Genomic DNA, 20,847 nt, shown 5'->3' on the forward strand with positions numbered 1-20,847 from the left:
AATATTTCCATTCAGGAGCCGCCGTATGTCCCGCCCGCTAGACACCCTGTTGCGTCCCAGCCTGTTGGCCGTCGCCATCGCCTTCGCCACCCCGCTGGCCAGCGGTCCGCTGCTGGCCGCCGAGCAGGCGTCCAGCGTGCGCGCCTACAACCTGCCCGCCGCGCCATTGGCCAGCACCCTGAACCAGATCGCCAGCCAGGCCGGCCTTGCCCTGAGCCTGAACCCGGCGCTGGCTTCGGGTAAAACCTCGGCGCCGGTCCAAGGCCAGTTCGACGCCACCGGTGCGCTGCGTGAAGCCTTGCGCGGCACCGGCCTGCAACTGGAACAAAGCAGCGCCGGCACCTACAGCCTGGTGGCCGTGCCGGAGGGTGTCATGGTGCTGCCGGAAACCAGCGTGATCGGCGCCGGCGTCAGCGAAACCGCCTGGGGCCCGACCGAAGGCTATGCGGTCACCCGCACCGCCGCCGGCACCAAGACCGACACGCCGATCGTCGAACTGCCGCGCTCGGTCTCGGTGGTCACGCGCCAGCAGATGGACGACCGCTCCGTGCTCAACCTCAACGATGCCCTGCGCTACACCGCCGGCGTGCAGAGCAGCGGCTACGGTTCGGATTCGCGCAATGACTGGCTGCTGGTGCGCGGCTTCGTACCGACCCAGTTCCTCGATGGCCTGCCGTTGCCCAAGGGCAACTACATCACACCGAAGATCGAGCCGTGGAACCTTGAGCGCATCGCCGTGCTTCGAGGCCCGGCGTCGTCGGTCTACGGCCAGACGCCACCCGGCGGCATGCTCGACATGGTCAGTCGTCGCCCGCAAGCCGAGAGCAGCAATGAAGTGGAGTTGCAGGCCGGCAGCCACGAGCACAAGCAGATCAACTTCGACAGCACCGGCAAGGTCGACGACGAAGGCCAGTTCCTCTACCGGCTCAGCGGTACCGTGCGCGACAGTAACTCCCAGATCGATCACATCCCCGACAAGCGCTACAACATCGCCCCGAGCCTGACCTGGAACATCAACGACGACACCCGCCTGACATTCCTCTCGCAATACACCCGCGATGACACCGGCATCACCGGGCAATTCCTGCCCCTGCAAGGCACCAAGCTGTCGTCGCCGGCGGGCAAGATTTCCCATCACAAGAACCTCGGTGATCCAGATTGGGAATTCTACGACCGCACCTACTACGCGCTCGGTTATGCCTTTGAACACCGCCTGAACGACACCTGGCAGTTCCGCCAGAACCTGCGCTACACCAAGAGCGACCTGGAAACCCAGGGCATCTCCGCCGGTGGCCAATTCTGGCCAGATGGCCCGGACCAATCGGTGGACGCCGACGGCAACGTCAAGCGCAGCGCCAGCGTGATCGACGAAGACATCAGCCAGTTCGCCGTGGACAACAACTTCCAGGCCGATTTCCAGACGGGTGATCTGAGCCACACCTTGTTGCTGGGCCTGGATCACCAGCGCTCGAACAGCAATTCGCGTTGGGATTGGGGTTCGACTGGCGTGCCGACCAGCAATATCAACAACCCGACCTACGGACAGGATTTTTCCAACGTCCAGTACTTCACGATGTATGACTACAACCAGAAGACCAACCAGACCGGCCTGTACTTCCAGGACCAGATTGCCCTGGACAAGTGGCGCCTGACCCTTGGTGGTCGTGAAGACTGGATTCACACCGGAACCGTGTTCCACAACCAGAACAATGTCACCAACACCCAGCGCGACAAGAAATTCAGCGGCAACGCAGCGTTGAGCTACGTCTTCGATAACGGTGTGACGCCCTACGTTTCCTTCGCCCAGTCGTTCCAGGCGGCGGCGGGTTCAACCGTCAACAGCACCGAAGCCTTCAAGCCGACGGAAGGCGAACAGTACGAGGCGGGGATCAAGTACCAGCCACCCGGCACCAAGACTTTGTTGACGGCTGCGGTGTTCGACCTGACCCAGAAAAACAACTCCGTCACCGAAAACAACGTCACCCGCCAGGTCGGTGAAGTCCAGGTGCGCGGCCTTGAGCTGGAAGCCTCGGGCGACGTTACCGACAACCTGAAGCTGGTCGGTTCCTACACCTACAACGACAGCGAAATCACCAAGGGCACCGCGGCCGAAGAAGGCAAGCGCATGGCCCAGGTTCCGCGTAACCAGGCCACCGCATGGGCCGACTACACCTGGCACAACGGCCCGCTGGACGGGTTCGGCGTGGGCGCCGGCGTGCGTTATGTCGGCGACACCTACGGCAACACCACCAACACCGATTGGGGGCATGTTGGCTCCTATACCGTGTATGACGCCTCGGCCCATTACGACCTGGGCCGTTTGAACAAGACCCTCAAGGGCGTCACCGTGGCGGTGGACGCGAAAAACATCTTCAACAAGGAATACCTGTCCACCTGTGACGGCTTCTATTGCTACTACGGAGACCAACGCAACGTCGTCGCCAGCGTGAATTACAAATGGTAAACGGTTAGCATTTGCAAAACCTATTTGAGAGTGCTCGGTTGGCAATGCTGTTCATGTAAGGAAAACCGTGGCGAGGGAGCTTGCTCCCGCTGGGCTGCGTAGCGGCCCCAAAAGCTTGGGATCGCTGCGCAATCCAGCGGGAGCAAGCTCCCTCGCCACAATGGCTCTCCCCAAAAGAACAGCGTTATCCCCCAAGGTGCCCTTTTGCATTCGGATCGATCATGAAAAGCAAAACCATTCGCCGCTGGTCCTTTGTCCACACCTGGAGCAGCCTGATCTGTACGGTGTTCCTACTGATGCTGGCAATCACCGGGCTGCCGCTGATTTTCCATCATGAAATCGAACATCTGTTGGGCGATGCCCCGGAACTGCGGGAAATGCCGGCCGGCACGCCGCCGTTGGATCTTCAACAACTGGTGGAAAAAGCCAAGGCTCATCGTCCGGGTGAAGTGGTCCAGTATTTCGGCTGGGACGAAGACGACCCCAACGGCGTGATCACCATCATGGCGCCGACACCGGGCACCGAACCCAATTCATCCCATACCTTCATGCTCGACGCGCGCACCGGCGAAGCCCTGGAAATGCCTTCGGCCAACGGTGGTTTCATGATGATCATGCTGCGCCTGCACGTGGACATGTTCGCCGGGCTGCCGGGCAAGTTGCTGCTGGCGTTCATGGGGTTTCTGTTCGTGATTGCCATCGTCTCCGGCGTGGTGCTGTACTTGCCGTTCATGCGGCGCTTGAACTTCGGCACGGTGCGCCAGGACAAATCCACCCGCCTGCGCTGGCTCGACCTGCACAACCTGATCGGCGTCGTCACCCTGGTCTGGGCGCTGACCGTGGGCGTGACCGGCGTGATTGCCGCCTGCGCCGACCTGATCATCGCCGCGTGGCGCAACGACAGCCTCAGCGCGATGGTCGAGCCGTACCGCAACGCCCCGCCATTGACGCAACTGGCGCCGGCGACCCGCCTGCTCGACATTGCCAAGGAAGTCGCGCCGGGCATGGAACCCAGCTTCATCGCCTTCCCCGGCACGCTGTTTTCCAGCGAGCATCACTACAGCGTGTTCATGAAGGGCGACACCCACCTGACCTCGCACCTGCTCACTCCGGTATTGATCGACGCCAGCACCCTGGACGTCACCGCCGTGGCCGAGCGGCCGTGGTACATGGACGTGATGAGCCTGTCCCTGCCGCTGCACTTCGGCGACTACGGTGGCCGGCCAATGCAGATTTTCTGGGCAACCCTGGATGTGCTGACCATCATCGTCCTGGGCAGTGGCGTTTATCTTTGGGTGGTGCGACGGAAAGCCGCCAAGCGCGCGACTGTCGGCACGGAGGTAACCTCGTGAGGCCCCGGCAGTCGAATTTCTGGAAGGTGTTTGGTATTCCCGTAGTGATCGGCGCATTGAGCGCGGCGGGGCTGTTCAGCGCATTGCTCGGTGACGGCGCCTGGGATGCGCTGAGCTGGGTTGGATTGGGAATCCCGACCCTGCTTGGGGCCTGGGGCTTGATCAAACGCGGATAACCCCAGCGCGGCAAAGAACCTGTGGGAGCGAGCCTGCTCGCGAAGGCGGTAAGTCAGTTACATTCATGCTGACTGACACTCTGCTTTCGCGAGCAGGCTCGCTCCCACATTCGTTGCTCGCCAGCAGACCCGCAACTGTCTAGGCTAACCCAGCCCGCCCAATCGAGGATGTTCTGCATGTCCACCCCCAGCATGACCCTGTTCCACAACCCCGCTTCGCCCTTCGTCCGCAAGGTCCTGGTGCTGCTCCACGAAACCGGCCAGCAGGATCGCGTCGCCTTGCAGCTCAGCCAACTCACGCCGGTCAAGCCGGACCTGGCGCTGATCGGCGACAACCCGTTGAGCAAGATCCCGGCCCTGCGCCTGGCCAACGGGACGGTGATCCACGACAGCCGCGTCATCCTCGACTACCTCGACCACCAACACGTCGGCAACCCGCTGATCCCGCGCGAGGGCGCCGCGCGCTGGCGGCGCCTGACCCTGGCCTCCATGGCCGACGGGATCATGGACGCGGCGGTGATGATCCGCTACGAGACCGCCCTGCGTCCTGTGGAAAAACACTGGGACGAATGGCTCGATGCGCAGCGGGACAAGATTCGTCGCGCCCTCGCCACGCTCGAATCTGAGGCGATTGCCGAACTGGCCAGCCATTTCGACGTCGCGTCCATCAGCGTGGCCTGCGCCCTGGGTTACCTGGACCTGCGCCATGCCGACCTGGAATGGCGCGAGAACAATCCGCAGCTGGCGACGTGGTTTTCCGAGGTCAGTTTGCGGCCTTCGATGGTCGAGACGGTGCCCAGGGTCTAAAACTGCCTTGGCTCCACCGGCGGCCTCTTCGTCGGAACGCCGCCCGGAGCAGGCTCGCTCCCACATTTGAGTGTGTTGCTCTCTTGTGGGAGCGAGCCTGCTCGCGAAGGCCGCGCACCGGATCCAAAGGAAACAACCCGACAATTCGCATCACCAGCATTTCCCCCACCCGCTGGTCCTCCCGCAACCCCAACGACCGGCTCATTTCACCTCTCCCAGATCAAAACTCATCGCAGCCGCCGGCTTCGCGCCCACCCCGTACCAATCCAGCTTGCGGGTCAGCACCATGAACACACCCAGCAGGCCGAACAGCAGCAACGAACCCATCAACAGCGCGTAGTCTTCGGCGCTCAACAGGCCGTAAAGCAGTCCGTACAACCCCGCCAACCCCGCTGAAAATCCCAGGCCGTGGCTCACGCTGCGCAGCACATGGCAGACGTAGAAGCCAATCAGCACCACGCAGGCACTGGCCGATACCAGGTACGCCAGGGTGAAGCCGATGTGCTCCGACAGCGACAACAGCAGCAGGTAGAAGAACGCCAGCGCCACGCCGACCAATGCGTACTGGACCGGGTGCACCGCGAGGCTCTTGAGCACTTCGAAGAGGAAGAACCCGGCGAAGGTCAGCGCGATGAACAGCAGCGCATATTTGATCGCCCGGTCGCTCTTCAGGTACTGGTCCACCGGATCGACGAAACTTACACCGAACGCACGACTGCGGAACGCTTCGCAACCATCGCTGGGATCGCAGGCTTGCAGCGTTTCCAAAAGGTTGGTGGAGAAAAACGAGGTCTGCCAGTCGGCATTGAAGCCCTGTTCATTGATCTCGCGATTGACCGGCAGGTAATTGCCGATGAAGCTCGGGTGCGGCCAATCGGCGGACAGGTGCACCTTGGTGGACTTGCCCACCGGCAGGATCTGCAGCTCGCCGGTGCCTTGCAGGCGCAGGTCGAAGCCGAAGGTCAGTTCGGGGCTGCCCTGGGCGGTGATCATCGGCAACGGCACATGTACGCCCTGCCCCAGCCAGCCAAGCCGCGAACCGGGAAGGAAATCGACCGTCTGCTGGTTCAGCGTCAGGGTCAATGCATTCTCGATGCCACGAATATCGCTGATGCCGACGCTCAGGTACGGCTCGTCAAAGCGGTAGTCGGCGAAATCCTTCGGCGCGACGCCATAACGTTCCGGCACCTTGAAGCGGCCATCGATCCGGTTGTCGGCATGAAACAAGCGCGCTTCGTAGATGCCCCGGGCACGTGTTTCGGTGCGGATCTGGCCGTCGAGCTCGAATTGCTCCGGGAGGAAATACAACTCGCCCGTTTGCTCGACGGTTTCGAGGAAGCGCACGCCGGTCTTCTCGTTGGTATTCCAGACCTTCACGTCCTTGCGAAACGGCACCACGATCATCGGGCCGATCAACTGCTGGCTGTGGCTGGAACTGCGGGCGATGTCCTGCAACACCCCATCGCGCAGCTCCTGGCGCTCATCGATAAGGCCGTTGATCATCAACAGCGGGATCATCAGCAAGAGAATCAAGAGGGCAATCATGCCCAGTTTTATGGCGAGGCTGCGGTTCATGTGGGGCTCTCCCTGTTCGAATGGGGAAGAGTCTGGCGCGGCTGTGTGGGCGGTTTATGAGGGGAATGTGGAGATTGTGTGGAGACAGGCCCGACGGCAACTGAACTGTGGGAGCGAGCCTGCTCGCGATAGCGGACTGTCTGGGCGATGATGTTGGATGTGCCACTGTCTTCGCGAGCAGGCTCGCTCCCACATAGGAGTGCTTTTTCAAATGGATTTTGTGGTGTCAGGGCAACCGCAGCACCACTTCCACCCCACCCTCGACATTACCGATGCCAAATTCCCCCCCATGCAACTGCACCACTTCCTCGACGAAGTTGAGCCCCAGGCCTGTGCTCTTGCGCCCGGTGCCAGGGCGCGGCAAGGAATAAAACCGCTCGCTCAGGCGCGGTAGTGCGTAGTCGGGAATCGGCTCGGCCTGGTTGAAAAGACGGATCTCGACGCGGCTGCCCAGGCGCTCGGCTCTGATGCGCAACAAGCCTTCGACAGGGGTGAAGTCCAAGGCATTTTCCAGCAAGTTGCCCAGAGCCTGGCGCAACAGGAAGGCCTCCCCGGTCAGCGTCAGATCAGCGGCGATGTATCGCTCTATGCGCAATTGACGGCTTTCGATCCAGCCGCCGCGAGCCTCCAGCAATTCATCGACCAACGCCGCCAACGGCACCGCGACAATATCCTCCAACCCCTGGCGCTGCTCGACCTGCGCCAGGTTGAGCAGGCGCTCGATCAATTGCTGCATGCGCACGCTTTCGCTGTCGATGTTGCTGACAAAGCGCTGGTGCTGGGCGGCGGGCATGTCGCTCTGCAGCAGCTCGGCGGCGCCGCGAATCGCGGCCAGCGGACTCTTCAGTTCATGAGTCAAGGTGTGCACATAACGCTCGACGTAGGCCTTGCCTTCGAGCTGGGTGCGCATGTGTTCGACGGCGCCCGCCAGTTGCTCGAATTCGCCACCGCGATAATGCGGCACTTCCACCCGCCGCCCCTGGCTGACCGCCTGGGCATAACGAGTCAACCGACGCAAAGCCGCGCTGAGCCACCAGGACAGCAAGGCGCCCAGCAACAGGCCCAGGCCGATCAACCCGGCACCGTACGCCAGCAAGCGCCGCTCCGTGCGGTCGATATAAGGTTGCAACGAGCTGTTGGGCTTGGCCACCGTGACCACGCCGATGATTCTTCCGTTCTCGCGGATCGGTGCCCCGACATGCATCACCGACGACGCCGGATCGTCCGGATCGTTGCGGGTCGAACGAGCGCCGTAATGGCCGCGCAGGGTCAGGTAGACGTCATTCCACCGCGAATAATCCTGGCCCACCGCCACGCCACTGGAATCGAGCACGACGATGCCATTGGCATCCGTGACGTAGATGCGATGGTTGACCTGGTTCTTTGGCAATCCCCAGATCGTCGCCGCCGGCTGGCGTTCGCCATAGGACCTTAGCAATTGCGGCCAGCGGTTCTGGCTGAGCGTCCCGGCCTTGAAATCGTCCCGCAGGATCTCGGCCATCAGGTTGGCCGTGTCCACCAGGGTTTCCTCGGTGGACTGGCGCACACCGGGACGGATCTCCTCCATCACCGTGTTGAGCACGAAATACCCGGCCAAGCCGATGAACAGCACGTAGGCCAGGAAAATCCGGATACCCAGCGACATCAGCTGTGGCCCGGGCTGTAGCTGTAGCCAAGGCCCCGGTGGGTCTGGATCGGTTCGGCCTCGGCCCTGACCAGACGCAACTTGGCGCGCAGGCTCTTGATGTGGCTGTCGATGCTGCGCTCGTAGCCGGCATCGCTGGCCACGCCCAGGGCGTCGAGCAACTGCTCGCGACTGAAGACCCGCTCAGGCTGCTCCAGCAGGCAGTTCAACAGGCGAAACTCATGACGAGTGAGGTTCAACGGCTTGCCGCGATAGCTGATCTGCACGCGCTCGCTGTCCACCTGGAACAACGCCGAACCTGCTTCCGCGAAGGGCCGCGGCGCCACGCGTTTGAGAATCGCGCGAACCCTGGCGGCAACTTCGCGAGGGCTGAAGGGCTTGACCACGTAATCATCAGCGCCAATCTCAAGGCCCACCACCCGGTCGATCTCGCCATCCCGAGCCGTAAGAAAAATTACCGGAACGTCGCTGAAACGTCTGAGATTCTTGCACGTCTCGAAACCGCTGATATCCGGCAGGCCCACGTCGAGAATAATCAGGTCCGCCGGAGTCTTCTGCTGATGCTCCAGGGCCGCGGCTCCCAGGCTCAACCAGGTGGTGTCGAAGCCCTCGCCCTGCAGTGCAAACACCAGCGTATCAGCGATGGCGGCTTCGTCTTCGACAATCAGAATATGAGGCATGGCGACCGGGCCCGACAGTAAAGTTGCCGGAACGGTGCCCCAAGCCTCGGGGCACGTCAATCGGGGAAATCAACAGTCCGGTTTATCCGCCGTAAACCGCCGCGCCGGGTTCACCGCCGCGTCGAACTCACGCAAGGCCTTGGCACCGATCAGCAACGGGTAGTTGAAACTGCTGCGGTCGGTCAGGTTGACCTCGACGGTGCGCTTGACGTTACCCAGGCACATTTCCAGCTCCACCACCGGTCGCTTGCTGGGGGCGACCTTTTCGTCGTCGTCCTCGTCCTCTTCGGAACGGGTCTTGATCTTGCTGATGCGGGCGATCTTGTGTTCGTAGATCTTGTTGCTCGCGTCCTTGGTCGCCAGGCGGAAACGTACCCAGTCATCGCCGTCACGGGTGAACGTCTCGATGTCCTTGGCCGACAGCGAGGCGGTCAATGCGCCGGTGTCCATCTTGGCCTTGAGCACTTCGCCACCGATTTCCGGCAGCGCGATGTATTCGTAGCGCCCATAGAGGGTCGGTTCGGCGGCGAGCACGGGGAGGGCCACCAGGGAAAGCAGGGCTAAAACGGATTTCATGTAAGGGGCTTCCGTTGTGGGAGTGGGATTTTAGACAGTGGCCGATGAATTCGTTCGGTAAAACGCACCGTGGCGCCCTCGCCACAAAAGCAGATTCAGCCTATACAAGTCCAAGTGAAACTTTCGTCCAGGCCGATTTGGCCTGCCGCTCGAAGCTGCTTATGATGGCCCGCCCAACCCGTTTGCAAGAGTCATCTATGCGCCGCCTGCTCACCGGCTGTTTCGTCACCCTGCTGCTATTGCTCAATACCCTGGTGCTGTTCGGGCCACTGATGGTGTTCGCATTGTTCAAACTGGTCCTGCCCGGGCGTCTTCGCGACTACGCCTCGTGGGCGGTGATGTGGATTGCCGAGACCTGGGCCGAGATCGACAAACTGATTTTCGCCTCGTGCATCCCCACCCGATGGGACATTCGCGGCGGTGAAGGCCTGCGCAGCGACACCTCGTACCTGGTGATCAGCAATCACCAGTCATGGGTGGATATCCCCGCCCTGGTCCAGACCCTCAACCGACGCACGCCGTTCTTCAAATTCTTTCTCAAGAAAGAGCTGATCTGGGTGCCGTTCCTGGGGCTGGCGTGGTGGGCATTGGATTACCCTTTCATGAAGCGCTATACCAAGGCGTTCCTGGCGAAGAATCCGGAGCTGGCCGGCAAGGATCTGGAAATCACCAAGGCCGCCTGCGAGCTGTTCAAGCGTCAGCCAGTCACCGTGGTGAATTATCTCGAAGGCACGCGCTTCACCGCCGCCAAAAGCCAACAGCAGCAATCGCCCTTCAGTCATCTGCTCAAGCCCAAAGCCGGTGGCGTGGCGTTTGTGCTGGCGGCGATGGGCGAGCAGCTGGATGCGATCCTCGACGTGACGGTGGTTTATCCGCAGCAGCGCATCCCCGGGTTCTGGGACTTGATCAGCGGCGCGGTGCCCAGGGTCATTGTCGACATCCAGACCCGCGAACTGGACCCGGCGCTGTGGCAAGGCGATTACGAAAACGACCCGGTGTTTCGCCAGCATGTGCAGGACTGGGTCAACCAGCTCTGGCGCGAAAAGGACCGGCGCATTGCCCAACTGCGCAACGAGGGCGGCTGATCAGATACCGGCGCCGGCGCCCCAGATGCCGCCCAGATTCTGCAACAACGAGCTGGCGACGCCCTGTTGGCCGAGGTACTGCAAGATGATCGGGGCAAACTGGCCGATCATGCCGCTGTCCATGCCCAGCGCGCTGAAGGCATTGTTCAGGTCACCGGTGTCCTTGACGTTGCCGAGCAAGCCGTCGAGCAAGGCGTTTTTGTCCGACCCGCCGCCCAGCAAGCCACCCAAGCCGTTAAGGCCACCGATGGCGCTGTTCCCGGCGATCTGATCGAGCCCCGGCACACTTTTGCTCAGCTCGGAGAACTGCGCCTCGCTGAGCTGGTTCCTGGCCAGCCCGAGCATCGCCCCGGCACCGCCCACGGCTTGCTCCGGCGTGATCTGGAGTTCCGAGCCGAGGGTGTTGAGCAACCCGGCGGCTTTCGGCGCAGCCGCCACCGCCCCCTCCTGCTGGTTGCCCTGAATGGCCGAGATCACGCTTGTCGCATCAGCGAGGCTGAACTGTGCGAAGGCCGGGCCAGCTGCCAACGAAAGCAGGCAAGACAGTGCAAAACCGCGTGAAACCTTCATCGGGACATCCTCTGGAACATGAAAAAGCCGCCCGGAAAGGGGCGGCGCAAAGTCGAGCGTTGGACTGGGATAGCCGGGGTTTGTTCAACACCGCGCTTGCCGCGTGCAGCAATGTCTGCCATCGAATACAGTGCAGCCTTCTTTCAGCAGAGTAACGCCATGAACGTACAAATCGGTGGCGGCGCCCTCGCGGTCATCCTGACGGGCATGCTCATCGCCTTCGGCGTCAGCGAGTGCCAGCGCGGCCCGTTGAATCCGGAGCTTGCCGACGACGTCAGCGACGCGCAAAAGACCTGGCTGACCATCGAGCACCGCATCAAGCGTTATGATCCAGCCCTGACGCAGGTCACGCGAGACCAGCAGGGCCTGACCGTTTTCTACCGCCCCGCCACGCCCACCGAGGAGGGTGACGATTGGGCGCCGGACATGCTGCGCATCGTCGGCCACGGCCTGGCGGCGCTGAATGGCGCGCCAGGAGGAAAGGCGTATACCCAAGTGACCGTGAAAGCGCGAATGCTTGCCGATGATGACGTCGAACTGATGTATGACATGCCGGGGTTCGATGCCATCAAGACCCAACAGGATGGCTACTTCAACTTTGCCAGCATGCCGCGCAGCCTGTCATTCAGTCCGGCCGCCCTGGCGCAGATCAAGGACGATTGCCGTGGCATGAACGCGCAGGCGTTCTATTCGCAATTCTGCCAGCGGGTCGGAGAGGCCATAACGAGCCAACCCTGAACGCAGTCGCACAGCGAGCTCTTGACCCGTTTTTTTGACGCAGTACTGTCAACTCTGACAGTAGGCAGTTGTTCATCCCGGTCCTAAGCTCGGATCGTCGAAGGTAAAAACCTTGGCAGATACCATTCCTTTGCGCTGAAAACAGCCCGGACGTCGTGTCCGAAATAAAGGAATTTTCTCCAGAAAAAGGAATTTACAATGAAATATTCCAGCCTAGCCCTGAGCTGCATCCTTCTGTCCAGCATCGGTTTGATCAGTTGCACTGATGTCAAAACCCCGCCCAAGAGCCCCTAGATAAAACACGGTACATCACAGATGCCTCCGTCCCGCCAGTACTACTGCTGGGATCAGCAAGACTTCAACAATGGCAGTGAAAACATCAAGAACGCTGCGTGTAGGGAAGCCTTTACAGCGGCAGGCGACGCCGACTGGGAACGCGCCCGCCTGTTCAACGATTGGAACGCCTACTCGCAAAACATCCCCGAAGGCACAAAGCCGGAAGACGTCGCTCCCGACGGGAAACTTTGCTCCGCCGGGCAGGATCGCTTCGACAGCATCAATATTAAAAGCGCTGCCTGGCACACCACCAACCTGGACGTGAAGGATGGCCGCGTGCAGCTCACTTACGTGGCGAGCCAGATGCATGATCCCAGCGAATTCAAGGTTTACCTGACCGACCCGGACAACCTCAACTGGGCCGCGCTGAAGCAATCCCCTGACGTCAAGGTCAGGCTCGCTCCGGACACCAAGGGAGCGGGTACTTATTACCTGGACGTTCAATTACCTGCAGGCTACGCCACGGACAGCCGGTCAGTGATCTTCATCATGTGGCAACGCCATGAAGACCCTGCCCGTGAAACATTCTTCAGTTGCAGCGATGTGGTGCTGGTGAATGCGAAAGGGTAAGCGAGGCACTTTGTACTGTTAACAGCGGCCTTTCACGGGACTGATCTCATGTCGAAGAACCAGCGAACCTTACTTTGCCAATACCATTACGATCCGCTGGACCGCCTGGCTGATTGCACGGTACCAGACCAGTCCAGCGCCCGACGCTTCTATGTGAAAGGCCGCGTGAGCACCGAGATCCAGGGGCAGATCCAACGTTCGGTCGTCCAACACGGCGATCAACTGCTGGCGCAACAGCTGTGCCAAGGTGGCACCGTCGAAACCACCTTGCTGGCAACCGATCGACAGCGTTCTGTATTGCAGCTGCTTGATCCAACACAACCTGACGCCCTCGCCTACACGCCTTACGGCCATCACGTCCCGGCTAACGGCTTTCTCAGCCTGCTCGGCTTCAATGGCGAACGGCCGGATCCGGTGACCGGGCATTATCTGCTGGGTAATGGGTATCGGGCTTTCAATCCGGTATTGATGCGGTTCAACGGTCCAGACAGTTGGAGTCCGTTTGGAAAGGGTGGGTTGAATGCGTATACGTATTGCCTGGGGGATCCCATCAACCATCGGGATCCTTCCGGCCATGTCCCCGCTTTCATGAAGGGTATCCTGCGATCGCTAGGCTTCATGCCTCCCCGAACACACCCGCCCGTTCCCGTTGCCCGGTCCGTATCTCAGCGCTCCTTGTTATCAACTGAAGCTCCGGAGGCGAGGCTTCCGAGAGCACTCGATCGTCCGAGTTCCGATGTTGTTCCGGGAAGCTCGGCCCAGCCAAGCAGGCTTGGAAGAGAAGAAATAGAGGAAATGTTTTACATCGACGAGGATCTACCCGGCCTCCAGTACTTGATAGGCGAGGGCAATACTAAATATGGCGCAATCACGTTAAATCCAAAACTGGATCCCGATGCCTACCATCAATTCATGGACTTTTTAGAGCTACGAGATGAATTACTAGACCGTATCAATGAATTAAGAATGCGCGCAGGAGAAACACCAGATTACAACACTGCCACCGGGCTTCCCCGTTATACAAGCGCACTGGCGAGACAAAAAAAACTGGAAAACAGTGCAAAGCATGTGAGAACCGTGAGAGTGATACCCGAATAAAGCGAAAACACCCAGGAACAGACCCATGCCGGCGAAACGTGGAACATTGCTGTGTCGCTATCACTACGACCCGCTTGATCGCCTGGCCAATTGCACGCCATCGGCCCTGGCCAGCACCCAGCGTTTCTATTTGAAGAATCGCCTGACCTCAGAGATTGAAGGCCCGGTGCAGCGATTGATTTTTCAGCACGACGATCAACTGCTGGCCCAGCTAAAGCGAAAAGATAAAGCCAGCGAAACCACTTTGCTCGCCTGCGATCAGCAGCGTTCAGTTTTACAGACGCTCGACGCCGCGCTACGCCACCCTCTCGTCTATACGGCTTACGGCTATACCTCGCCGGGAAACCGCTTGCTGAGCCTGCGGGGTTTCAATGGCGAACGACCGGACCCGGTGACCGGGCATTATCTGTTAGGCAACGGCTATCGGGCGTTCAATCCGGTGCTGATGCGCTTCAACAGCCCAGACAATTTGAGTCCGTTTGGGGAGGGTGGGTTGAATGCATATGCGTACTGTGGCGGGGATCCGACAAATCATTCGGATCCCAGCGGCCACGCATTTGGCTGGTCGCTGGTCAAAAACAGTCTTTCCAAAATAATAAAGACAGCCACACCACCTCCTTCGAAAGTAATCAATGATTTTGCCCTTCCGGGATTACCTTCACGAGCCATGAGAAGGGCTTCGGAGTCATCTCCCCCGCTCAAACCCGACATAGAAACTTTCGAGTTCATAGGTTTTCATGGCTCAACTAAAGAAAATTACCGTAGTTTGACGAGAGGTCCAAATCCAAATTTCATGGACAGTGTGGGTGGCCTCAGCGGTGGCAGAGGATTTTACGTAGCGCCGAAACGACCAATAGCAATCGATTTTTCACAAGTCGCGGCCAGTTACAGTAATGGCACACCTCATGTTTATACAGTTCACGTCAGAGGATTCAGCGCCATGACGCCAGGTCGACATTATCAGTTCCGCACAATGGGCGAAGGGGGCTTAGCTCTACGATCGCTATCCGAGATGGAGATAGTTCTACACGAGAAAATATACAATCGAATAGCAATATACATGACTGACATCAGAAGCAAGCCAACTCTTCCAAGAGCTTCAGAGGCACCTTTTTAACGTCTATCTATGTATGACAATGATCGCCACGCCAACTGGCGAATGTATTCCATCGTCGGGGCTGGAGGTTATCGGGAGCCAAACCTAACACTTCTGCTAGCTAGACAACCCTGCGCATCTGCCTAAGCCTGATACCTGCGTCCGAGGTTCTTTAATTCAGAGCGAAGCCCATGCCTTCTACAGACGAAACGCTACTTTGCCGCTATCACTATGACCCTCTCGATCGCCTGGCCGATTGCATACCAGCAGCCCAGGCCAGCGCCCAGCGCTTCTACTTGAAGCAGCGCCTGACCTCAGAAATTCAAGGCTCGGTGCAACGGTCGATCTTTCAGCACGACGACCAGTTGCTGGCCCAGCAGTACCGGGAAAATGAGATTGGCACAGCCACCTTGCTCGCTACCGATCAGCAGCGCTCGGTTTTACGGGTGCTCGACACAGCGCAATCCTATCCCCTTGCCTATACGGTCTATGGTCACCGCTCTGAGGAAAACGGCCTGCTCAGTCTGCTCGGCTTCAATGGGGAACGGCCGGACCCGGTGACCGGGCATTATTTACTGGGCAAAGGATATCGCGCATTCAATCCAGTACTGATGCGGTTCAACAGCCCGGACAGCTTGAGTCCGTTTGGCAAAGGTGGGTTGAATCCATATGCCTATTGCTTAGGGGACCCGGTAAATTATGCGGATCTAACAGGACATATACCGCTCAGGGGATTATTCAGAAGCTTGAGACAACTTTTCGCGCCAAAAACACGAAGCTCAATAAAAAATACCAAGCAGTCTTTATCGCCCGTTTCGCCAGCGGCGAAAAAATCCACGGACAGTACAAGAGATTTCATTGGCTTCCACGGCACGAGCCGCGAGAATGCAGAGCAAATCATAAATAACGGCATTCGAAGCAAGAGCAAGGGAGACTCCTTTTTTGTCACCAACACGTTTGACAGTGCAAACAACTATTCCAGCCTTCAAAAGAACGGTGCCGTCCTCGAGATCTACAGCAACGACGTTGACCAGGTTCGGGCGTTTTCAACACGTAGCATGGTCAAGCAATCGAATATCCCACAATTGAAGATCCCCGAGGCAGCGCATAAATCCTTGAGTTTCAAGATTGTCTCCTCCACCGATAGAAGCTCTAACTTCAACAGGTTCATGACCGAGCAAGAAAGTGCCGCTTATTGGATTGGCGCATTTCGAAAACAGCTTTAAATAAAAAACAGGCTTATACGGAGAAATTTTATGTCGACAGAGAGAATAGATACGCTTTGCCGCTATCACTATGACCCGCTCGATCGCTTGGTCGACTGCACCCCAGCGGCCCAGGCCCGCACTCAGCGCTTTTATCTGAAGGAGCGCCTGGCCAGCGAAATCGAGGGTTCGGTGCAACGATCGATTTTCCAGCACGACGACCAATTGCTGGCACAGCAGCAACGGGAAAATGCGATCAGCAAAACCACGGTGCTCGCCATCGACCAGCAGCGTTCTGTTTTACAGATGCTCGACGCAACGCAACCTTACGCCTTCGCTTACACGGCCTACGGTCACCGCCCTCATGTAAACGGCTTGCTCGGCCTGCTTGCCTTCAATGGAGAACGACCCGACCCCGTGACCGGGCATTATTTACTGGGCAATGGATATCGCGCATTCAACCCAGTGCTGATGCGGTTCAACAGTCCGGACAGTTTGAGTCCATTTGGCAAGGGTGGGTTAAATGCTTATGCGTATTGCACTGGAGATCCGGTGAACAAGGCCGATCCCTCTGGGCATTTCCCCAACGTATGGAAAGGTTTACTAAACCTTATCGGGCTAAGGACAGCTCAGCGCTATAGAACACCACTTGGAGCGTTTGAAAAGATCAAGGGAGTACACGTTGTCTATGATGAAATCTTCAGCTATTTACCCGGATCGGACATGGCCTCGCTTGCTAAGACATCACAGGCCATGAAACAAGAAGTCTATTCGATGGCAAAATCACCTGTCCACCTTTTCAAACCGGAACTTGGAGAAGCCTCTATAGAGAGCCTCAAATCCGCAGCACGGGGTCACATGAATGGAATCGTTCCTGCTCACGCAATCGAAATGACAAACGCTTATCAACAAAAAAGAAGCGCAGGTTTCACTCTTGGTATCCGTATTCGTGCGACGACGGTGGGTGCCTACCACGCCAGATTTGGGCGGTATGATAGTTTAGGGAGAGAACGCGGAGTTTTTTTTACCGACTGATTCTGTCACCTCGAAAACAACCCGAGCACATAAAAGGGGCGGCATCGCATTGCCGCCCTTTCATTACTGCAGACCCAACCTTACGCCGCACTGAACAACTTATGCGGATCGATCACAAACTTCTTCGGCACACCCGCATCGAACTCGCCATAGCCCTTCGGCGCGTCATCCAGGCTGATGACCTGCACGCCGACAATTTCAGCAATGTTGATGCGGCCCCCATGAGCAGGGACCAGCTAGTGGCTATCATACCTAACACTTCTGCTAGCTAGACAACCCTGTGCATCTGCCCGAGCCTGATACCTGCGTCAAAGGTCCTTTAATTCAGAGCGAATTCCATGCCTTCTACAGACGAAACGCTACTTTGCCGCTATCACTATGACCCTCTCGATCGCCTGGCCGATTGCACACCAGCGGCCCAGGCCAGCACCCAGCGCTTTTACTTGAAGCAGCGCCTGACCTCAGAAATTCAAGGCTCGGTGCAACGATCGGTTTTCCAGCACGACGACCAATTGCTGGCACAGCAGCAACGGGAAAATGCGATCAGCAAAACCACGGTGCTCGCCATCGACCAGCAGCGTTCTGTTTTACAGATGCTCGACGCAACGCAACCTTACGCCTTCGCTTACACGGCCTACGGTCACCGCCGTCATGTAAACGGCTTGCTCGGCCTGCTTGCCTTCAATGGAGAACGACCCGACCCCGTGACCGGGCATTATTTACTGGGCAATGGATATCGCGCATTCAGCCCAGTGCTGATGCGGTTCAACAGTCCGGACAGTTTGAGTCCATTTGGCAAGGGTGGGTTAAATGCTTATGCGTATTGCACTGGAGATCCGGTGAACAAGGCCGATCCCTCTGGGCATTTCCCCAACGTATGGAAAGGTTTACTAAACCTTATCGGGCTAAGGACAGCTCAACGCTATAGAACACCACTTGGAGCGTTTGAAAAGATCAAGGGAGTACACGTTGTCTATGATGAAATCTTCAGCTATTTACCCGGACCGGACATGGCCTCGCTTGCTAAGACATCACGGGCCATGAAACAAGAAGTCTATTCGATGGCCAAATCACCTGTCCGCCTTTTCAAACCGGAACTTGGAGAAGCCTCAATAGATAGCCTCAAATCCGCAGCACGGGGTCACATGAATGGAATCGTTCCTGCTCACGCAATCGAAATGACAAACGCTTATCAACAAAAAAGAAGCGCAGGTATCACTATTCGTATCGGTAATCTTGCGGCGAGTGTGGATGCCTACCACGCCAAATTTGGGCGGTATGATAGTTTAGGGAGAGCACGCGGATTTTATTTACCCGACTGATTCTGTTACCTCGAAAACAACCCGAGCACATAAAAGGGGCGGCATCTCTTTGCCGCCCTTTCATTACTGCAGACCCAACCTTACGCCGCACTAAACAACTTATGCGGATCAATCACAAACTTCTTCGGCACGCCCGCATCGAACTCGCCATAGCCCTTCGGCGCGTCATCCAGGCTGATGACTTGCACGCCAACGATTTCAGCAATGTTGATGCGGTCCCACATGATCGCCTGCATCAGCTGGCGGTTGTACTTCATCACCGGGGTCTGGCCGGTGTGGAAGCTGTGGGATTTGGCCCAGCCCAGGCCGAAGCGGATGCTCAGGCTGCCCATTTTTGCAGCGGCATCAACTGCGCCCGGGTCTTCGGTGACATAGAGGCCGGGAATACCGATCTTGCCGGCCACGCGGACCACGCCCATCAACGAGTTGAGCACGGTGGCCGGGGCTTCGTGCTTGACGCCGTCATGGCCGTGGCCGCGGGCTTCGAAGCCCACGCAATCGACGGCGCAGTCCACTTCTGGTTCGCCCAGCAGCGCGGCGATTTGCTCGTGCAGCGGGGTGTCTGTGGACAGGTCGACGATTTCAAAGCCTTGGGCCTTGGCGTGAGCCAGACGGATGGAGTTGACGTCGCCGATGATCACTACCGCAGCACCCAGCAGGCGGGCGGAAGCGGCAGCCGCGAGGCCAACCGGGCCGGCGCCGGCGATGTAGACGGTACTGCCAGGGCCGACACCAGCGGTGACGGCGCCGTGGTAGCCGGTCGGCAGGATGTCGGACAGGCAGGTCAGGTCGCGGATTTTCTCCATGGCCTTGTCGCGGTCCGGCAGTTTCAGCAGGTTGAAGTCGGCGTACGGCACCAGCACGTATTCAGCCTGGCCGCCAGTCCAGTCGCCCATGTCGACATAACCGTAGGCACCGCCGGCACGGGCCGGGTTGACCGTCAGGCAAACACCGGTGTGTTGCTCCTTGCAGGAACGGCACCGCCCGCACGCAACGTTGAATGGCACCGAGACCAGGTCACCGATTTTCAGGTTTTCGACGTCGCTGCCCTTTTCGATCACTTCACCGGTGATCTCGTGACCCAGGACCAGGCCGGTCTGGGCAGTGGTACGGCCGCGCACCATGTGTTGGTCGGAGCCGCAGATGTTGGTGGAGACTACGCGCAGGATGACGCCGTGCTCGATCTTCCTGCCGCGCGGGTCCTGCATTTTGGGATAGTCGATTTTCTGTACTTCGACCTTGCCGTTGCCGAGATACACGACACCACGATTACCAGACATGCTTTCACCTCGCTGTTGTTTTTGTGGAACTGCGTTGCCCAGGCAGGCAGCGCGTTGATTGCTCGGGTTAGTGCTTGTGTCTTGTTTCTTCTGTTGTCTGTGAGGGCCTCATCGCGAGCAAGCTCGCTCCCACAAGGATTTTGGGTGTAACTAAATTTCTATACCGGCACAAATCCTGTGGGAGCGAGCTTGCTCGCGATGACGGTCTATAGAACGACCGTGCGATTGGCGTTCAGAAACACCCTTCGCTCAATGTGATACCCCACCGCGCGGGCCAAGGTCAGCCCTTCAATGTCCCGCCCCTTGGCGATCAGGTCTTCGGGATAGTGGCTGTGATCCACCACTTCCACGCCCTGGGCGATGATCGGGCCTTCGTCCAGGTCGTTGTTGATGTAATGCGCCGTGGCGCCTACCAGTTTCACGCCTTTGTTGTAGGCCTGGTGATACGGCTTGGCGCCCTTGAAGCCCGGCAGCAATGAGTGATGGATGTTGATGGCCTTGCCGTCGAGCTTGCGGCACAGTTCCGGCGACAGCACTTGCATGTAGCGGGCAAGAATCACCAGCTCGGCGCCGGTCTCCTCGATCACCTGCCACACCTGCCGTTCCTGGGCCGGCTTGTCGTTCGGGTCCAGGGGGAAATGGTAGTAGGGAATCTGGTGCCAGTCGGCGAGCGGCTTGAGGTCCGGGTGATTGGAGACCACGGCCACTACGTCCATCGACAACTGGCCGATGCGTTGGCGGTAGAGCAAGTCGTTGAGGCAGTGATCGGCCTTGGAGACCATGATCACCACTTTCGGCCGGTAGTTGGGCGGCGTCAGTTCGAAGACCATGCCGAAGGCTTGCGCCCGCTCGGCCAGGCCGGCGCGGAAGCTCTGCTCGTCGAAACCGTCAGGCTGGCGAAACTCCACGCGAATGAAGAAGCGCGCCGAGAGCCTGTCGTCGAAGGAATGATGCTCGGTGACGTAGCAGCCCTGCTCGAATAAAAAGCGGGTCACCGCATCCACCGTGCCGAGCACGCTGGGGCAGTCGGCAGTCAGTATCCATGTGTCTGGGGCGCGGCTCATTGCGGTGACTCCTGTTCAAAATTAACGAAGCGACACAACCCCCCGTGGCGAGGGAGCTTGCTCCCGCTGGGCTGCGAAGCGGCCCCAAGATCTCGCGGTCGCTGCGCACTGGAGCGCCAGCCCGCCCCAGCGGGAGCAAGCTCCCTCGCCACAAAAGCCGTGTCGGCTTTAGT

At 58.8% G+C, this 20,847-nt stretch carries 19 protein-coding genes and 1 pseudogene; 12 read left to right on the top strand and 8 right to left on the bottom strand.

What is annotated here, in order from left to right; translation table 11 throughout:
* The first annotated feature begins 25 nt into the window (after nt 1–25).
* The 4 genes from J3P91_RS25160 to J3P91_RS25175 all read left to right on the top strand — a co-directional run bounded on the left by J3P91_RS25160 (nt 26) and on the right by J3P91_RS25175 (nt 4,799).
* Nucleotides 26–2,464, top strand: a complete 2,439-nt coding sequence (locus tag J3P91_RS25160; RefSeq protein WP_434602042.1) for a TonB-dependent siderophore receptor — start codon at nt 26–28, stop codon at nt 2,462–2,464.
* Nucleotides 2,465–2,685: 221 nt separating this feature from the next.
* Complete coding sequence (locus tag J3P91_RS25165) at nt 2,686–3,816, top strand: PepSY-associated TM helix domain-containing protein (protein ID WP_434602043.1); 1,131 nt, start codon at nt 2,686–2,688, stop codon at nt 3,814–3,816.
* Nucleotides 3,813–3,992, top strand: a complete 180-nt coding sequence (locus J3P91_RS25170; RefSeq protein ID WP_434602045.1) for a hypothetical protein — start codon at nt 3,813–3,815, stop codon at nt 3,990–3,992. The genes J3P91_RS25165 and J3P91_RS25170 overlap by 4 nt, the downstream gene beginning before the upstream one ends.
* A 177-nt stretch (nt 3,993–4,169) precedes the next feature.
* Nucleotides 4,170–4,799, top strand: coding sequence for a glutathione S-transferase (locus J3P91_RS25175; RefSeq protein ID WP_434602047.1), 630 nt, complete (start codon nt 4,170–4,172; stop codon nt 4,797–4,799).
* A gap of 201 nt (nt 4,800–5,000) precedes the next feature.
* Here the strand turns inward: J3P91_RS25175 and creD are convergent, their stop codons facing one another.
* The 4 genes from creD to J3P91_RS25195 all read right to left on the bottom strand — a co-directional run bounded on the left by creD (nt 5,001) and on the right by J3P91_RS25195 (nt 9,275).
* Complete coding sequence (gene creD / locus J3P91_RS25180) at nt 5,001–6,374, bottom strand: cell envelope integrity protein CreD (protein ID WP_434602048.1); 1,374 nt, start codon at nt 6,372–6,374, stop codon at nt 5,001–5,003.
* A 226-nt stretch (nt 6,375–6,600) separates the two neighbouring features.
* Nucleotides 6,601–8,019 (bottom strand): two-component system sensor histidine kinase CreC, encoded by a 1,419-nt coding sequence (creC, locus tag J3P91_RS25185; protein ID WP_434602049.1) that lies wholly within the window; start codon nt 8,017–8,019, stop codon nt 6,601–6,603.
* Nucleotides 8,019–8,699: a two-component system response regulator CreB gene (gene creB, locus J3P91_RS25190; protein WP_305498327.1), complete on the bottom strand. Its 681-nt coding sequence runs from the start codon at nt 8,697–8,699 to the stop codon at nt 8,019–8,021. The genes creC and creB overlap by 1 nt, the downstream gene beginning before the upstream one ends.
* Before the next feature lie 69 nt (nt 8,700–8,768).
* The gene (locus J3P91_RS25195; RefSeq protein ID WP_434602050.1) at nt 8,769–9,275 is read right to left on the bottom strand and encodes an ATP-dependent zinc protease family protein; all 507 of its coding nucleotides are present in this window, start codon (nt 9,273–9,275) and stop codon (nt 8,769–8,771) included.
* A 197-nt stretch (nt 9,276–9,472) separates the two neighbouring features.
* On the opposite strand from J3P91_RS25195, the gene J3P91_RS25200 reads away from it, so the two are divergent.
* Nucleotides 9,473–10,360 (top strand): acyltransferase, encoded by an 888-nt coding sequence (locus J3P91_RS25200; protein ID WP_434602051.1) that lies wholly within the window; start codon nt 9,473–9,475, stop codon nt 10,358–10,360.
* On the opposite strand, the gene J3P91_RS25205 is transcribed toward J3P91_RS25200, so the two are convergent.
* Nucleotides 10,361–10,930, bottom strand: a complete 570-nt coding sequence (locus tag J3P91_RS25205) for a DUF2780 domain-containing protein (protein WP_434571332.1) — start codon at nt 10,928–10,930, stop codon at nt 10,361–10,363.
* Between the two features lie 159 nt (nt 10,931–11,089).
* Between J3P91_RS25205 and J3P91_RS25210 the strand changes: the two genes are divergently transcribed.
* From J3P91_RS25210 to J3P91_RS25235, 6 genes are all read left to right on the top strand, one after another.
* Nucleotides 11,090–11,668: a hypothetical protein gene (locus J3P91_RS25210; protein WP_434602053.1), complete on the top strand. Its 579-nt coding sequence runs from the start codon at nt 11,090–11,092 to the stop codon at nt 11,666–11,668.
* A gap of 315 nt (nt 11,669–11,983) precedes the next feature.
* The gene (locus J3P91_RS25215; protein WP_434602054.1) at nt 11,984–12,574 is read left to right on the top strand and encodes a lytic polysaccharide monooxygenase auxiliary activity family 9 protein; all 591 of its coding nucleotides are present in this window, start codon (nt 11,984–11,986) and stop codon (nt 12,572–12,574) included.
* A 48-nt stretch (nt 12,575–12,622) separates the two neighbouring features.
* Nucleotides 12,623–13,672 (top strand): RHS repeat-associated core domain-containing protein, encoded by a 1,050-nt coding sequence (locus J3P91_RS25220; RefSeq protein ID WP_434602056.1) that lies wholly within the window; start codon nt 12,623–12,625, stop codon nt 13,670–13,672.
* A gap of 25 nt (nt 13,673–13,697) precedes the next feature.
* On the top strand, nt 13,698–14,789 hold the full coding sequence (locus tag J3P91_RS25225; protein WP_434602058.1) for an RHS repeat-associated core domain-containing protein: 1,092 nt from the start codon (nt 13,698–13,700) through the stop codon (nt 14,787–14,789).
* 170 nt (nt 14,790–14,959) lie between these two features.
* Nucleotides 14,960–15,994 carry an RHS repeat-associated core domain-containing protein gene (locus tag J3P91_RS25230; protein ID WP_434602060.1) on the top strand — a complete coding sequence of 345 codons (1,035 nt, stop codon included), beginning with the start codon at nt 14,960–14,962 and terminating at the stop codon, nt 15,992–15,994.
* 30 nt (nt 15,995–16,024) lie between these two features.
* Entirely contained in the window at nt 16,025–17,008 is a 984-nt protein-coding gene (locus J3P91_RS25235; protein WP_434602061.1) for an RHS repeat-associated core domain-containing protein, read from the top strand.
* A gap of 80 nt (nt 17,009–17,088) precedes the next feature.
* Here J3P91_RS25235 and J3P91_RS25240 read toward each other — a convergent pair.
* Nucleotides 17,089–17,223, bottom strand: a pseudogene (locus tag J3P91_RS25240) (formaldehyde dehydrogenase, glutathione-independent); the annotation flags it as partial.
* Nucleotides 17,224–17,346: 123 nt separating this feature from the next.
* Here J3P91_RS25240 and J3P91_RS25245 point away from each other — a divergent pair.
* Entirely contained in the window at nt 17,347–18,330 is a 984-nt protein-coding gene (locus tag J3P91_RS25245) for an RHS repeat-associated core domain-containing protein (RefSeq protein WP_434602062.1), read from the top strand.
* A gap of 80 nt (nt 18,331–18,410) precedes the next feature.
* On the opposite strand, the gene fdhA is transcribed toward J3P91_RS25245, so the two are convergent.
* Together fdhA and purU are read right to left on the bottom strand one after the other, a co-directional pair.
* Nucleotides 18,411–19,610, bottom strand: coding sequence for a formaldehyde dehydrogenase, glutathione-independent (gene fdhA / locus J3P91_RS25250; RefSeq protein ID WP_003177608.1), 1,200 nt, complete (start codon nt 19,608–19,610; stop codon nt 18,411–18,413).
* Nucleotides 19,611–19,816: 206 nt separating this feature from the next.
* A complete protein-coding gene (purU, locus tag J3P91_RS25255; protein ID WP_434571318.1) occupies nt 19,817–20,674 on the bottom strand; it encodes a formyltetrahydrofolate deformylase in 858 nt (285 codons plus the stop codon).
* Nucleotides 20,675–20,847: the final 173 nt, after the last annotated feature.

It is taken from the genome of Pseudomonas sp. Z4-7 (genome assembly GCF_051131965.1).
Taxonomy (GTDB): Bacteria; Pseudomonadota; Gammaproteobacteria; order Pseudomonadales; family Pseudomonadaceae; genus Aquipseudomonas.